Here is a 12,829-nt window from a genome sequence, read left to right on the forward strand (position 1 = left end):
AGGGCGCTCGGGTGAACGGCGGGTGCCCGGAATTGACGAGAACGACTTACGTAATTGTCCGCAATTCTCGGGTGGCCAATTCCGGACCCGCTCGGTAGAGTCGTTTACGCAGGTAGGAGCAGCGGCTCGACCATTCCGCGAGCACGGTTCACAAATTCTTTCCGTGCCGATCGCCCAATGCGATGATCAGGTTTTTTGTGCGTCGATCGGGCAAGGTTGCCCGCGAATCGGCCCCGGCAATTTCCGGAACGTCTTCTCCGCGAACGCGGGAGGTGCCGCACATGACGCTTTTCGGCTGGGACGCAAGCGACTACGACGTCGACCGGGGGTTGACCGCCGACCGGATCCGGGACGCCCGCGCCGCGGGCATCGACTTCATGACCTACAAGGGCACGGAACAGTCCCGGGACGGCACGTTCCACAGCCAGTACTACGGGGTGATGCTCACCGCGGCCAAGGACGCGGGCATCCCGTTCCTGGGCATGTACGTGGTGGTGCACTCCGACGTCTCCACCGCCGACCAGGCGGCCACTGCCGTCGACTACGCCGACAAGCACACCCCCTGGTGGCGCGAGTACGACGGGTTCTTCTGGCAGATCGACCTGGAGCGCTGGCCGACCGACGACGTGCCCCCGCACATCGGCGTCGACGTCGGCCGGGAACTGGAGGAACGCACCGGCAAGGTGGCGGTGATGTACGCCTCGCGCGGCCAGTACGGCGACGACGACCTGGGTGACTTCCCGCGCTGGAACGCCGACTACCCGTACCGGGTGGCGGAGGATTTCAAGGCCGCGTACGCGCGGGCCGGCGGGGACTCCGGGCCGGGATGGACCCGCTACGGCAAGCCGGAGGCGACGCCGCGGATCTGGCAGTTCACCGATTCGGCGATCATCGGCCGCCAGCACACCTGCGACGCGGACGCGTTCCGTGGCACTGCCGGCGACTTCGCGAAGATGATCGGCGAGAAGACGTCCACAACCACGAAACGGGACGTGATCGCCACCTTCCACAGCACCGCGCACGCGGACGACACGCTCGACACCACCGACCGCTTCCACGCGATCCGCTGGGCCACCGGCCTGTACCACTGGACGGTGCCGGAGACCGGGCTGGTGAGCATCCAGGCGACAGTCGACCTGCGCGGGTTGCGGCGCGACGACCTGGTCCGGATACGCGCCGAGTACACCCGGCCGGGCGACGCGGAGAACGACACCCCGTTGCTGCGGCAGGAGCGGGTGTCGATCGACCCGGAGACCACCGGCGGGGTGTTCGTGGTGAGCACGCCGGACGAGCGCGTCGAGCTGCCGAAGGGCACCCAGATCCGCATCCAGGTGGCGGTGCGCCCGGAGGACGACGACCACCGCCGCAGGCTGACCTACAGCACCCGTACCCGGATCAGCATCGTGGAGATCCGGCCGGTGAGCTGAGCGCCGCGCCCGCCCGTCACCGCGTCGCGGCGGTGGCGGGCGGCGACTCCCAGCCGACCGGCCGCCGCCAGCCGCCGAGCCGACGCGGCAGCGGCAGGCCGTCCCAGGGCACCCGGCGCAGCAGCCGGTCCAGCAGCAGGCCGAGCAGCAGGCCGGCGACCGAGTCGGTCAGCCAGTGCCAGCCCAGGTAGACGGTGGTGCAGAAGACCACGGCCGGGGGCACCACCCGGATCGCGGTGACCAGCCGGGGCGGCACGGTCCGGCCGACCGTGCGCACGAGCGGGGCCAGCAGGGCCAGCACGCCGTACCAGACGATCGCGTTGGCGACGTGCCCGGACGGGTACGACTGGGCGAAACGCACCGGCAGGTCGTGCTGGAACAGCGGCAGCGTCTGCTCGGGCGACAGGAACGGCTCCTTGACCGAGGCGCTCGGCGCCGGCCGGGCCGTCCACACCTTCAGCGGGCCGATCGTGAAGAACGTCAGCACGAACGCGACCACGGGCGGCAGGATCGGCCGCACCGAGCGCAGCCGCCACGCCAGCAGCACGCCCAGCCCGGCCGCGAGCAGCGTCAGCGGAGTGCCCTGGCCGAGCAGGTTCAGCGTCATCGCCACCCAGCGGGCGGCGGTCGGGCGGTGCTCGTCCGACCAGTCGGCGACCGCCCGGTCGAGCCCGAACAGGTGCCCGGAGGCGAGCGCCACGGTGATCGCCACCACTGCTGCGAGCAGCAGCCCGTCGAACCACCACCCGGCCGGCCGGACCGGCCGCAGCCGCAGGTCACCGCGTACCCCCGAGGTCTGACGCACGCGACCACGCTACCGGCCGCCGACCGCGCTCCGGCGGCGCGGGCATCGGCGGCTGTGTGCCGAGCCACGAAGGGAAGCGCGGCGCGGGGGTCAGCGGTCACACTGGTTGCCGTGCGGATCACCTCGGCTCTCGTCGACCCGGCGCTGCTCGACCTCCCCTGGTCGACCCCGCTGGAGCAGTGGCCTGCCGAACACCTGGTGGCGCTGCCGCAGGGCATCTCCCGGCACATCGTGCGGTTCGTCCGGCTCGGCGGGTACGTCTACGCGGTGAAGGAGACCGGCGAGCGGGTCGCCGAGCGCGAGTACGACCTGCTGCGGGCGCTGGAACGGATCGACTTCCCGTCGGTCGAGGCCGTCGCGATCGTGGCCGACCGGCAGAGCGACGACGGCGAGCCGCTGGACCCGGTGCTGATCACCCGGCACCTCCAGTTCTCCCTGCCCTACCGGGCGCTGTTCTCCAACACGCTGCGCCCGGAGACGATGAACCGGCTGCTGGACGCGCTGGCCGCGCTGATCGTGCGGATGCACCTGACCGGGTTCTTCTGGGGCGACTGCTCGCTGTCCAACACGCTGTTCCGGCGGGATGCGGGCGCCTTCGCCGCCTACCTGGTGGACGCGGAGACCGGCGCGCTGCACCCGTCGCTGTCCAACGGGCAGCGCGGCGAGGACCTGGAGATCGCCCGGGTCAACATCTTCGGCGAGGCGCTCGACCTCCAGGCCGCCGGCCTGCTGCACGAGTCGATCGACCCGGAGGTGGTCTGCGAGGAGGTCGTGCGGCGCTACGAGCAGCTCTGGCACGAGATCACCTACGAGCAGCAGGTCGAGCGCACCGCCCGGCACGACATCGAGCGCCGTATCCGCCGCCTCAACGAGCTGGGCTTCGACGTGGCCGAGGTGGCGATGTCCACAGTCGACAACGGGCGCTACCTGGTGCGGCCGAAGGTGGTCGACGTCGGCTACCACACCCGGCGGCTGCTGCGCCTCACCGGCCTGGACGCGGAGGAGAACCAGGCCCGCAAGCTCCTCAACGACCTGGACGCCTACCGGGTGGAGAGCGACCTGACCGACGAGCAGCAGTCGGCGCACCGCTGGCTGACCGAGGTCTTCGAGCCGGTGGTCCGGGCGGTGCCCGCGCACCTGCGCCGCAAGCTGGAGCCGCAGGAGCTGTTCGCCCAGATCATCGAGCACAAGTGGCTGCTGTCCGAGCAGGCCGGGCGGGACGTCGGGATGCGTCGGGCGGTGCAGTCGTACCTGGCGGACGTCCTGGTGCACCGCCCGGACGAGCAGGCCGTGCTCGGCGTCGAGGTGCCCACCGCCTGACGATCGGGCGGGCCGGGCTCACTCCACCCAGTCGCCGCCGCGCATCACCCGCGTCACGTTCAGGTCGTCGTCCAGCACCACCAGGTCCGCGCGCAGACCGGTGCGCAGCGCGCCGACCCGGTCACCCAGCCCGATCGCGCGGGCCGGGGTGGTGGCGACCATGCGGCAGGCGTCCGGCAGGGCCACGCCCGCGCCGACCGCGTGCCGCAGCGCGGCGTCCATGGTGAGCGTGCTGCCGGCGATCGCGCCGTTGTGGGCGAGCCGGGCCACGCCGCCTGCGACGGTGACCGCCTGGCCGCCCAGCTCGTACTCGCCGTCGGGCATGCCGGCGGCGGCCATCGCGTCGGTGATCAGCGCGGCCCGCTCCGGACCGGCCACCGAGGTGGCGAAGCCGAGCATGCCGTCGTGCAGGTGCACCCCGTCGGCGACCAGCTCGCACACCACGTTCGGGGCCTCCAGCAGCGCCACCACCGGGCCGGGCTCGCGGTGGTGCACCGGGCGCATCCCGTTGAACAGGTGGGTGCCGACGGTGGCGCCGGCCGCCACCGCGGCCCGGGTCTGCTCCCAGGTGGCGTCGGTGTGCCCGACCGCCGCCACCACGCCCTGCGCGACCAGCAGTTCGATCGCCTTGGTGGCGCCGTCGCGCTCCGGGGCGAGCGTGACCATGCGCACCGCGCCGCCGCCCAGCTCGATCAGCTCGGTCAGCTCGGCGGTGGACGGGTCACGCAGGAACTCCGGGTTCTGCGCGCCGCAGCGGTCGGCCGACAGGTACGGACCCTCGAAGTGGACGCCGGCGAGCACGCCGGACTCAACCAGCGGGCGGTAGGCGGCGGTGGCGTCGCGCATCAGCTCGAACGGGGAACTGACCAGGCTGGCAAGCAGCGTGGTGGTGCCGTGCCCGAGGTGGAACGCGGCGGCCTGCCGCGCCGCCTCCGGGTCACCGGTGGTGAACGTGTGCCCGCCGCCGCCGTGGGTGTGCATGTCCACGAAGCCCGGCACGATCCAGTGCCCGTCGCGCACCGACGGATACTCGGCCACGGCGGTGATCCGCCCGTCCGCGATCTCCACGCAACCCTGCCGGATGACGCCGGTCGGGGTCACCACCTTGCCGGTCACGCGCCGGGTCATCGACTCTCCTTCGCCAGGGTGTCCAGGGCCAGCAGGGCGGCGCCGAGGCAGCCGGCCTCGTCGCCGAGGTCGGCCGCGACCAGGCGCGGTTCGCGGTGGAACGTCAGCCGCTCGCGCAGCGCCGCCCGCAACGGGTCGAACAGCCGGGGACCGGCCTGGGCGAGCCCGCCGCCGAGCACCACTGTCGACACATCGTAGAGCGCCTGCCCGGTGGCGAGTCCGTCGGCGAGCGCCTCGACCGCTTCCTGCCACACCTCGGCGGCGAGCGGCTCACCCGCGGCGGCCCGGTCGGCCACCTGGGCGGCGGTGGTGGGCGCGCCGGACAGCTCCGCGTACCGGCGACCAATCGCCGAGGCCGACGACACCGCCTCCAGGCAGCCGGTCCGCCCGCAGCCGCAACGCGGGCCGCCGGGGCGTACCAGGATGTGGCCGATCTCCCCGGCGGCGCCGTGCGCGCCGGTGGCGGCCGACCCGTCGACCACGTGGGCGGCGGCGATGCCGGTGCCGATAGCGACGAAGAGCACGTGGCCGCCGTCCCGCCCGGCGCCGAGCCGGGCCTCGGCCAGGCCGCCCGCCCGCACGTCGTGGCCGAGCGCCGTGGGCAGTCCCAGCCGCGTGCGGGCCAGCTCCCGCAGGGGTACGTCCCGGAAGCCCACGTTCGCCGACCAGACCGCCACGCCGCGCGCCTCGTCGACCACTCCGGGTACGGCGATGCCGCAGGCCGCCGGCGTGTGCCCGGCGGCGCGGGCCTTGCCGGCCAGTCCTTCGGCGACGTCGAGGATCGTGCCGACCACCGCCTCCGGGCCGCGCTGGGCGGCGGTGTCGTGCCGTTCGCTGTGCACCGTCGTGCCGTCCGGCCGGACCAGGGCGCACTTCATCCCGGTGCCGCCCACGTCCAGCGCGACGACGACCTCGTCGCCTGAGCTCACGCCGTCTGCCAGTCGGGCATGCGCTCACGGCCCTCGCTGCGCTCGGTGCGTTCGCTCATGCTGCGCCAGTGGGGCATGCGCTCACGGCCCTCGCTGCGCTCGGTGCGTTCGCTCATGCCAGGACCACGGACCGGGTCAGGTGGCGCGGCGCGTCGGGGTCGAGGCCACGGGTGGTGGCGAGCGCGACAGCGAAACGCTGCGCCAGGATCAGGTCGGCCATCGGGTCGACCGGGTTGCGGCCGGCCGCCCAGCTCGTCAGCACCGTGCGCCAGCCGTGCGTGCGGCTGTGCACGAAGGCGGCGCCGGTGGCGGCCACGTCCTCCGGCAGGCCGTCCGGGATCTCGCCGAGCGCCCACACCAGCCGGCCGGGGGCGGCGACCGAGATCGGGCCGTGCCGGTAGTCCATGGCCGGGTACGCCTCGGCCCAGAACGTGGCCGCCTCGCGGCACTTCAGCGCGGCCTCCTGGGCCAGCCCGACGGTCCAGCCGCGGCCGAGGAAGGTGACCTGCTCGATGCCGGCCGGGTCGATCGGCAGCGGGGCCCGGACGGCCACCTCCGCGTCGGCGGCCAACCGGCTGAGGTCCTCGCCGAGGTGGGCGCGCAGCAGCGCGAGCGCGGTGGTGGCGAAGCGGGTCTGCACCACCGACCGCTCGTCGGCGAAGGGCAGCGCGACGGTGGCGTCGGCCGCCGCGACGGCGGCCGAGTCCGGGTCGCCGACCAGGACCGTGGTGGGGATCCGCCCGCGCAGCGCGGCGAGCAGGTCGAGCACCTCGGTGGTGGTGCCGGAGCGGGTGATCGCGATGAGCCGGTCGTAGTGGCGGCCGGTGGGGAACTCGCTGGCCTGGAAGGCGTCGGTCTCGCCGTGGCCGGCGGCCTCGCGCAGCCCGGCGTACGCCATGGCCATGAACCACGACGTGCCGCAACCGACCACCGCTACCCGCTCGCCGGGGCGCGGCAGGCGCTCGGCGATGGTCGGGGCGAGTCGCGCCGCCTCCCGCCAGCAGTCGGGCTGGCTCGCGATCTCCGCGTGCACGTACGCCATGACAACTCCTCGCCGGGGAAACCCTTGCGCAATACGGCGCGATACTGCCGTCTTTCGCGCGTCATTCTGCGCGAAGCGCCGTGGTTGTGGCAACTGTCTCCAGATTCGCGCAGCGAAGGCTTTTGCGCGGACTGAGTTTCGCGCACTAGTGTGCACGCAACCGATCACCGTTCACGCATAGTCAGGGGAGGCCCCCGCGGTGGACCGCTACGCGCGCTGGAACGCGCTGCTGGAGATGCTGACCGACAGCGGCCGGGTCACCGTCGAGGAGGCAGCCGACCGGCTGGACGTCTCCCAGGCCACCATCCGGCGTGACTTCGACCAGCTCGCCCAGCAGCAGATGATCACCCGGACCCGGGGTGGCGCGGTCGCCAACGGCGTCTCCTACGACCTGCCGCTGCGCTACAAGACCGCGAAGCATTCGGCCGAGAAGCAGCGGATCGGCACGGCGGCCGCCGCGCTCGTCTCCCCGGGCACCGTGGTCGGCCTCAACGGCGGCACCACGAGCACCGAGGTGGCCCGGGCGCTGGCCGTACGCCCGGATCTCAACACCAGCGCGGAGGGCGCCCAGCTCACAGTGGTCACCAACGCGCTGAACATCGCCAACGAGCTGCTGGTGCGCTCGCGGATGAAGGTGGTGGTGGCCGGCGGCGTGGTCCGGCCCAAGTCGTTCGAGCTGGTCGGCCCGCTGGGTGGGGCGCTGCTGCGCGAGGTCACGCTGGATGTCGCGCTGCTCGGCGTGGACGCGATCGACCCGCAGCTCGGCGCCGCCGCACACCACGAGGGGGAGGCGGCCATGAACAGTCTCATGGTCGCCCGCGCCAAGCGGGTGGTGGTGATAGCGGATTCCTCGAAGCTGGGCGGGCACGCGTTCGCCAGGATCTGCCCGGTGGACCGCGTGGAAACGCTGGTCACCGACTCCGGCGCGGCCCCGGACGTGGTGGCGGCGTTTCGCGAGGCGGGCGTGCACGTCGTCTGCGCCTGACCCCCGAGGGCGACACGCCGACACTGCATACCGGGTATTGCCTTCCCGTGCATACCGCGTATGGTGTCGCTGACGCCTACTTATCGGGGGAGGTCAGCTGTGTCGGCTGTCCTGGAGATCGAAGGTCTCCGCAAGACGTACCGGAGCCGGAAACGCGGGGTTCGCCACGCGCTCGACGGCTTCGACATGCGAGTGGAAGCCGGCCAGGTGCACGGCTTCCTCGGCCCGAACGGGTCGGGCAAGACCACCACGCTGCGTACGCTGCTCGGCCTGATCCGGCCCAACGGCGGCCGGATGGCCATTCTCGGCCAGGAGCTGCCGCACGCCCTGCCGGTGGTCGCCGGCCAGGTCGGCGCCATCGTGGAGAGTCCGCAGTTCTTCCCGCACTTCTCCGCGCGGGACACCCTGGACCTGCTCGCCCAGGCCGGCGAGCTGCCCAGGCAGCGCGTCGACGAGGTGCTGGAGCTGGTCGGGCTGCGTGACCGCGCCGGCGAGCGGGTCAAGACCTACTCGCTCGGCATGAAGCAGCGCCTGGCGGTCGCCTCCGCGCTGCTCAAGAACCCCAAGCTGCTGATCCTCGACGAGCCGGCCAACGGCCTCGACCCGGGCGGCATCCGGGAGATGCGCGGCCTGATGCGGGACCTGTCCGAGGCCGGCATGACCGTGGTGCTCTCCAGCCACATCCTGGGCGAGATCCAGCTCATCTGTGACTCGGTCACCATCATCTCGCTCGGCCGCCGGGTCGCGTTCGGGCCGGTCGAGCAGGTGCTCGCCGCCCACTCCCAGGGCACCGTGCGGGTACGCCTGGAGGCGGTCAGCGACCTGCCCCAAGCCGCCGACGCGCTCACCCGCGCCGGGGTCCGCGTGGCCGCCGAGCCGGACCACCTGATGCTGTCCGGGGTGGACAAGCCCGCCACTGTGAGCCGGCTCCTCGCCGAGCAGGGCCTGTACGTCAGCGAGCTCACCCCGGTCGCCGTCGACCTGGAGAGCGTGTTCCTGGAACTGACCGCCACCGCGCCGGTTCCCGGCCAGCACCGTCAGGTCGATCAGTCCGCCAAGGTCGACCAGACCGGCACCGCAGGAGGTTGGGGCGCATGAGCCTGTTCGTCACCGAGCTGCGCCGGCTCGGCAAGCGCCGGCTGACCCGGCTCATGCTCGTCCTGCTGGTCGTCGGTCTGGCCACGGTGGCCACCGCGTTCAGCTTCTCCAGCCAGAAGCTCTCGCCGACAGTGGTGGCGGCGGCGGAGGCCGACTCCCAAGCCCAGTTCCAGCGGGAGACGGAGAGGTGGAAGCGTTCGATCGCCGAGTGTGAGGCCGCGCAGGCCCGCGGTGAGCAGACCGAGGATCGGTACGGCCCGAACTGCGGCAAGGACTACCAGCCGCAGCCGGACATGTTCGACCCGAAGTGGAACCTGCCCTACCAGTTCGACTTCCGGGCCGAGTTCCCCATGTTCATCGCCGTGTTCGCCGCCTCCGTGGCGCTGTTCGCCTTCATCGTCGGCGCCTCCTTCGTGGGCGCCGAGTGGAACACCGGCGGAATGATGAACCTGCTGCTCTGGCGACCGAAACGGCTCGCCGTGCTGAGCACGAAGCTGGCCGCCCTGCTCACCACCGTGTTCGGCCTGACAGTGGTGCTCGGCGCGCTCTGGACGGCGGCGTTCTGGCTGATCGGCACCCAGCGGGGCACGACCGAGAAGATGACCACCGGCGCCTGGCAGTCGATCGGGCTGGACGGGCTGCGGGCGCTGGGGCTGGTCCTCGTCGTGGCGGCGGTCGCCTTCGCGCTGGCCTCGCTGGGCCGGCACACCGCTATGGCGCTCGGCGCGGCGGTGGGAATCTTCGCGGTGAGCGAGATCGGCATCCGGATCGCGGTGTCGATACTGGGGATCCAGTTCGGGGACCGGTACGTGCTCTCCACGTACGCCCAGTCGTGGTTCCTGAAGCAGGCGGAGCTGTACGACTACGACACCTGCCAGTTCACCCAGGGCGCCTGCGAACCGGCCAAGTACGTGGTCACGTGGGAACAGTCGGCTGTGGTGTTCGGGGTGGCTCTGGTGGCAGCCGTGGTCGCCGCGTTCTGGACCGTGCGCCGGCGCGACATCACCTGACCTCGTCCGCGCCGCCGGCCCCGGCCGGCGGCGCGGACCCCGCGTCCGATGCGGCCGGGGGCGGCCCTGGTTACGCTGGGGTCCCCCCGGCCGGCGCGCGTCTCCGCCTGCCGGTCACCCGCCGCCGGAGAGGAGCGCCATGTCCGCCGACGCCTCGCACCGGGCCGCCGTCGACCGGCCGGGCCCGTCGGGGCCGACAGCGGGTACGCGCCACGCGGGCGGAACCGTTCCGCCACCCCGTACCGCTCCGCCCGTCGAGTCCACCCCGCCGCCGGAAGCCGAGTCACCGGCCGAGCCGGAGTCCGTCGCGCCGGTCGAGCAGGCCGCTCCGGAAGCCGCCACGCAGGCCGCTCTCACCGAGCGGGAGCAGCGCATCCTCGCCTTCGAGGCGCAGTGGTGGAAGCACGCCGGGGCCAAGGAACAGGCCATCCGGGACACGTTCGGGCTTTCCGCGACCCGCTACTACCAGCTGCTCAACGCGCTGCTCGACCATCCGGCCGCGCTCGCCGCCGAGCCGGTCCTCGTCGGCCGGCTGCGCCGGCTCCGCTCGTCCCGGGCCCGCAACCGGCGCCGCTGAGCCCGCGTCACTTCTCGTACGTGCGCAGCCCGTTGCCGATGGCGAAGAACGTCGGCGCCCACTCGCCGATGAAGATGCCCCAGCGGTCCGCCCGCGCCACTCCGGCGCGCTCCATGTGCTTGGAGAGGAACCAGCTGGTGACCGAGAGGCCGATGCTGAGGAATCCGGCGACGTACGCGTGCTCCGCCCGGATGCCCCCCTCGTGCAACCGTTCCAACATCTCCAACCCCCTGTCGCCGGGACCGACCCGGTCGTGTCCGACGCTACCGAAAGTCCGGAGAAGGTGACGGGCGGTTACCACGATCGGGGTCGCGCGGCGGATGGTCCGGCGTCGCGCGGGTAGGCGGCCGACGGCGACGAACGGAGGACACGATGGGGGCACCAGACCGCCGGTACGCGATCGGCAGCCGACCGGCCCGCCCGGCCGGGGAGGCGCCGGCGATGCGTGTGCGTTCCGCCTCCGACCCGGCGCCGGGACGCCTGGAGAACGAGGACGTGGTCTTCCGGTTCGGCCCGCTCGTCGGCGTCCTCGACGGGGCCACAGTGCCGGAGGGCTTCGACACCGGATGCGTGCACGGTCCCGCCTGGTACGTCCGGCACCTGGCCGCCCGGATCGGCCTGGCGATCGCGGCCCGGCCCGCGGCCACGCTGATGAGCAGCCTGGCGGCGGCGATCCTCGCGGTCCGGGCCGACCATGGCGGGACCTGCGACCTCGACCATCCGGGTACCCCGTCGTCCACCGTCTGCCTGCTGCGCGAAAGCGGCGACCGGGCCGACTACCTGGTGCTCTGCGACAGCCCGCTGGTGCTCGACACCGGAGGCGGGATCGAGGTGATCACCGACGACCGGCTGGAGACCGCAGTGGCGGACCTGCGTCGAAGCGCCGCCGCGCTGCCCGACGGCGAGACCGACCCGGCGACCCGGTTCCGGCGGGCGACGACTGTGCAGCGGACCCGGATGAACCGCACCCACGGCTACTGGGCGGCGGCGAGCGACCCGGACGCGGCGTACCACGCGGTGACCGGAACGGTCCCGCTGAGCGGGCCGGGTGCGCTGCGCCGGGCCGCGCTGCTCAGTGACGGCGCGTCCTGCGCCGTCGAGCAGTTCGGTCTCTTCGACTGGGCCGGGCTGCTGGAGGTGGCGACAGTGGAGGGACCCGAGGGACTGATCGACCGGGTCCGGGCGGCCGAGCGGGACCACCCGGAGCGACTGCGGCGGCGCAAGCGCACCGACGACGCCTCGGTGGTGCTGTGCGAGTTCGCGCCGTCGACGTGAGCACGCTCACGCCCGAACAACCCGGTCGGATGACAACGCAGCGTGAGGCGGAACACCCCGGGGGTACGACCGGCCGAGGCGGTCGGCCATAGCGGCAATCCGGGCCCAAAGGGGTGGACGGCCCGGACGGGGAGCGGCAGACTGCGCCTCGTGACGGGTGCGGTACGGCTGGAGCCGGTGGACGAGCGGAACCTGGAACCGTTGCTCTCCGCAGCGGCGGCTGAGGCGGAACCGGAGGACGTGATGCCTCCGGTGCAGGCACCCGCGGGCTGGTCGCTCGCCCGCCGGGACGCGTTCCGCGAATTCCACCGGGCGAGCCTCGGCGGACTCAACGGCCCGACAGGCACCGCCATGTACGCGATCGTCTCCGGCGGCGAGGTGGTCGGCATGGTCCGGATGACCCGCCGGGACGAGCCCGGCACCGTGGAGACGGGCATGTGGCTGGGCCGCTCCGCCCGGGGCCGGGGTCTGGGCGCCGCCGCGCTGCGGCAGCTGCTGTACACCGCCGCGGCGGCCGGGATGCACACGGTGGTCGCGGACACCACACCGGACAACGCGGGCGCGCTGTCGGTGTTGCGGAAATGCGGTGCGGAATTGCGCGAGGAGGGCGGAAAAGTGCACGCCCGAATGTGCCTCGATTCGGCGCTGCCGATCCGCTGACGCCCGTATCAGATCGCGTTTTTCCTGCTCACTAGCGCTCGCTGCGAGGTTTCGCCCACCTTTTCCGTTCCCTGAGTAAATGTTTTGCCAATGGGGTGACGGGTACTGCCCGCCTCTCCGGGATCGCGACTTTCGCGTCCCGGGGGAGTGCGGAGGAGAGCGGATGAAAAGCGGAGCACGGGTGGCGATGGCGGTGGGCTTCGGCTACCTGCTGGGTCGCCGGAAGAAGATGCGTACCGCGCTGACGCTCGCCGCGGCGGTCGCCGCCGGGCGGGCCAGCCAGCGCCCGGGCGGCATCAAGCAGCTCGGCGCGGACCTGATGGGCGCCAGTCCCCAGTTGCGCAACCTCGGCGGGCTCGGGCCCCCGCTCGTGGCGGCCGGGCGGGCCGCGGCGACCGCCGCCGCCGGCAGCGGCATCGACGCGATCGGCGGACGGCTGCGCGGCGGCGCCGACGCGCTGCGCCGCCGGAGCGGCCCGGCCCGGCCGGCCGGCGAGCGTTCCGCGCCGGACGAGGAGCCGGAACTGGACGAGCAGCCCGACGCGCCGGATCGACAGCAGCGGGGGCGGTGACG

General features: G+C 72.9%; 14 protein-coding genes. 9 read left to right on the forward strand and 5 right to left on the reverse strand.

Annotated elements, in window-relative coordinates; all coding sequences use genetic code 11:
- The first annotated feature begins 281 nt into the window (after nucleotides 1-281).
- Nucleotides 282-1,427, forward strand: coding sequence for a hypothetical protein (locus ACSDG8_RS19555; RefSeq protein WP_210894048.1), 1,146 nt, complete (start codon nucleotides 282-284; stop codon nucleotides 1,425-1,427).
- Between the two features lie 16 nt (nucleotides 1,428-1,443).
- Here ACSDG8_RS19555 and ACSDG8_RS19560 read toward each other — a convergent pair whose 3' ends face one another.
- The gene (locus tag ACSDG8_RS19560) at nucleotides 1,444-2,202 is read right to left on the reverse strand and encodes a phosphatase PAP2 family protein (protein WP_439428067.1); all 759 of its coding nucleotides are present in this window, start codon (nucleotides 2,200-2,202) and stop codon (nucleotides 1,444-1,446) included.
- Nucleotides 2,203-2,343: 141 nt separating this feature from the next.
- Between ACSDG8_RS19560 and ACSDG8_RS19565 the strand changes: the two genes are divergently transcribed.
- Nucleotides 2,344-3,552, forward strand: coding sequence for a DUF4032 domain-containing protein (locus ACSDG8_RS19565; RefSeq protein ID WP_210894045.1), 1,209 nt, complete (start codon nucleotides 2,344-2,346; stop codon nucleotides 3,550-3,552).
- Nucleotides 3,553-3,570: 18 nt separating this feature from the next.
- Here the strand turns inward: ACSDG8_RS19565 and nagA are convergent, their stop codons facing one another.
- From nagA to ACSDG8_RS19580, 3 genes are all read right to left on the reverse strand, one after another.
- The gene (gene nagA / locus ACSDG8_RS19570) at nucleotides 3,571-4,680 is read right to left on the reverse strand and encodes an N-acetylglucosamine-6-phosphate deacetylase (RefSeq protein ID WP_210894043.1); all 1,110 of its coding nucleotides are present in this window, start codon (nucleotides 4,678-4,680) and stop codon (nucleotides 3,571-3,573) included.
- The gene (locus ACSDG8_RS19575; protein ID WP_247678452.1) at nucleotides 4,677-5,558 is read right to left on the reverse strand and encodes an ROK family protein; all 882 of its coding nucleotides are present in this window, start codon (nucleotides 5,556-5,558) and stop codon (nucleotides 4,677-4,679) included. The genes nagA and ACSDG8_RS19575 overlap by 4 nt, the downstream gene beginning before the upstream one ends.
- Nucleotides 5,559-5,721: 163 nt before the next feature.
- Complete coding sequence (locus ACSDG8_RS19580) at nucleotides 5,722-6,651, reverse strand: SIS domain-containing protein (RefSeq protein WP_210894039.1); 930 nt, start codon at nucleotides 6,649-6,651, stop codon at nucleotides 5,722-5,724.
- Nucleotides 6,652-6,850: 199 nt separating this feature from the next.
- Between ACSDG8_RS19580 and ACSDG8_RS19585 the strand changes: the two genes are divergently transcribed.
- The 4 genes from ACSDG8_RS19585 to ACSDG8_RS19600 all read left to right on the forward strand — a co-directional run bounded on the left by ACSDG8_RS19585 (nucleotide 6,851) and on the right by ACSDG8_RS19600 (nucleotide 10,321).
- The gene (locus ACSDG8_RS19585; protein WP_030502797.1) at nucleotides 6,851-7,636 is read left to right on the forward strand and encodes a DeoR/GlpR family DNA-binding transcription regulator; all 786 of its coding nucleotides are present in this window, start codon (nucleotides 6,851-6,853) and stop codon (nucleotides 7,634-7,636) included.
- 186 nt (nucleotides 7,637-7,822) lie between these two features.
- Entirely contained in the window at nucleotides 7,823-8,734 is a 912-nt protein-coding gene (locus tag ACSDG8_RS19590; RefSeq protein ID WP_439428068.1) for an ATP-binding cassette domain-containing protein, read from the forward strand.
- Nucleotides 8,731-9,744, forward strand: a complete 1,014-nt coding sequence (locus ACSDG8_RS19595; RefSeq protein WP_439427139.1) for an ABC transporter permease subunit — start codon at nucleotides 8,731-8,733, stop codon at nucleotides 9,742-9,744. Before ACSDG8_RS19590 ends, ACSDG8_RS19595 begins: the two co-directional genes overlap by 4 nt.
- A 139-nt stretch (nucleotides 9,745-9,883) precedes the next feature.
- Complete coding sequence (locus ACSDG8_RS19600) at nucleotides 9,884-10,321, forward strand: DUF3263 domain-containing protein (RefSeq protein WP_439427140.1); 438 nt, start codon at nucleotides 9,884-9,886, stop codon at nucleotides 10,319-10,321.
- A gap of 7 nt (nucleotides 10,322-10,328) precedes the next feature.
- Here ACSDG8_RS19600 and ACSDG8_RS19605 read toward each other — a convergent pair whose 3' ends face one another.
- Nucleotides 10,329-10,541 (reverse strand): hypothetical protein, encoded by a 213-nt coding sequence (locus tag ACSDG8_RS19605; protein WP_210894033.1) that lies wholly within the window; start codon nucleotides 10,539-10,541, stop codon nucleotides 10,329-10,331.
- Between the two features lie 152 nt (nucleotides 10,542-10,693).
- On the opposite strand from ACSDG8_RS19605, the gene ACSDG8_RS19610 reads away from it, so the two are divergent.
- The 3 genes from ACSDG8_RS19610 (at nucleotide 10,694) to ACSDG8_RS19620 (ending at nucleotide 12,827) form a co-directional block, all read left to right on the forward strand.
- Entirely contained in the window at nucleotides 10,694-11,596 is a 903-nt protein-coding gene (locus ACSDG8_RS19610) for a hypothetical protein (RefSeq protein WP_439427141.1), read from the forward strand.
- Nucleotides 11,597-11,746: 150 nt separating this feature from the next.
- Complete coding sequence (locus ACSDG8_RS19615; protein WP_439427142.1) at nucleotides 11,747-12,256, forward strand: GNAT family N-acetyltransferase; 510 nt, start codon at nucleotides 11,747-11,749, stop codon at nucleotides 12,254-12,256.
- 163 nt (nucleotides 12,257-12,419) lie between these two features.
- The gene (locus tag ACSDG8_RS19620) at nucleotides 12,420-12,827 is read left to right on the forward strand and encodes a hypothetical protein (RefSeq protein ID WP_210894026.1); all 408 of its coding nucleotides are present in this window, start codon (nucleotides 12,420-12,422) and stop codon (nucleotides 12,825-12,827) included.
- Nucleotides 12,828-12,829: the final 2 nt, after the last annotated feature.

Source organism: Micromonospora sp. LA-10 (assembly GCF_051853095.1).
In the GTDB taxonomy this organism is placed as follows: Bacteria; Actinomycetota; Actinomycetes; order Mycobacteriales; family Micromonosporaceae; genus Micromonospora; species Micromonospora echinospora_A.

What these genes read in the sequence shown, in the direction of transcription:
- ACSDG8_RS19555 (WP_210894048.1), top strand. Translation starts at nt 282, where the DNA reads ATGACGCTTTTCGGCTGGGACGCAAGCGACTACGACGTCGACCGGGGG.
- nagA (WP_210894043.1), bottom strand. Translation starts at nt 4,680, where the DNA reads ATGACCCGGCGCGTGACCGGCAAGGTGGTGACCCCGACCGGCGTCATC.
- ACSDG8_RS19580 (WP_210894039.1), bottom strand. Translation starts at nt 6,651, where the DNA reads ATGGCGTACGTGCACGCGGAGATCGCGAGCCAGCCCGACTGCTGGCGG.
- ACSDG8_RS19610 (WP_439427141.1), top strand. Translation starts at nt 10,694, where the DNA reads ATGGGGGCACCAGACCGCCGGTACGCGATCGGCAGCCGACCGGCCCGC.
- ACSDG8_RS19595 (WP_439427139.1), top strand. Translation starts at nt 8,731, where the DNA reads ATGAGCCTGTTCGTCACCGAGCTGCGCCGGCTCGGCAAGCGCCGGCTG.
- ACSDG8_RS19605 (WP_210894033.1), bottom strand. Translation starts at nt 10,541, where the DNA reads ATGTTGGAACGGTTGCACGAGGGGGGCATCCGGGCGGAGCACGCGTAC.
- ACSDG8_RS19620 (WP_210894026.1), top strand. Translation starts at nt 12,420, where the DNA reads ATGAAAAGCGGAGCACGGGTGGCGATGGCGGTGGGCTTCGGCTACCTG.
- ACSDG8_RS19590 (WP_439428068.1), top strand. Translation starts at nt 7,823, where the DNA reads ATGCGAGTGGAAGCCGGCCAGGTGCACGGCTTCCTCGGCCCGAACGGG.
- ACSDG8_RS19600 (WP_439427140.1), top strand. Translation starts at nt 9,884, where the DNA reads ATGTCCGCCGACGCCTCGCACCGGGCCGCCGTCGACCGGCCGGGCCCG.
- ACSDG8_RS19575 (WP_247678452.1), bottom strand. Translation starts at nt 5,558, where the DNA reads ATGAAGTGCGCCCTGGTCCGGCCGGACGGCACGACGGTGCACAGCGAA.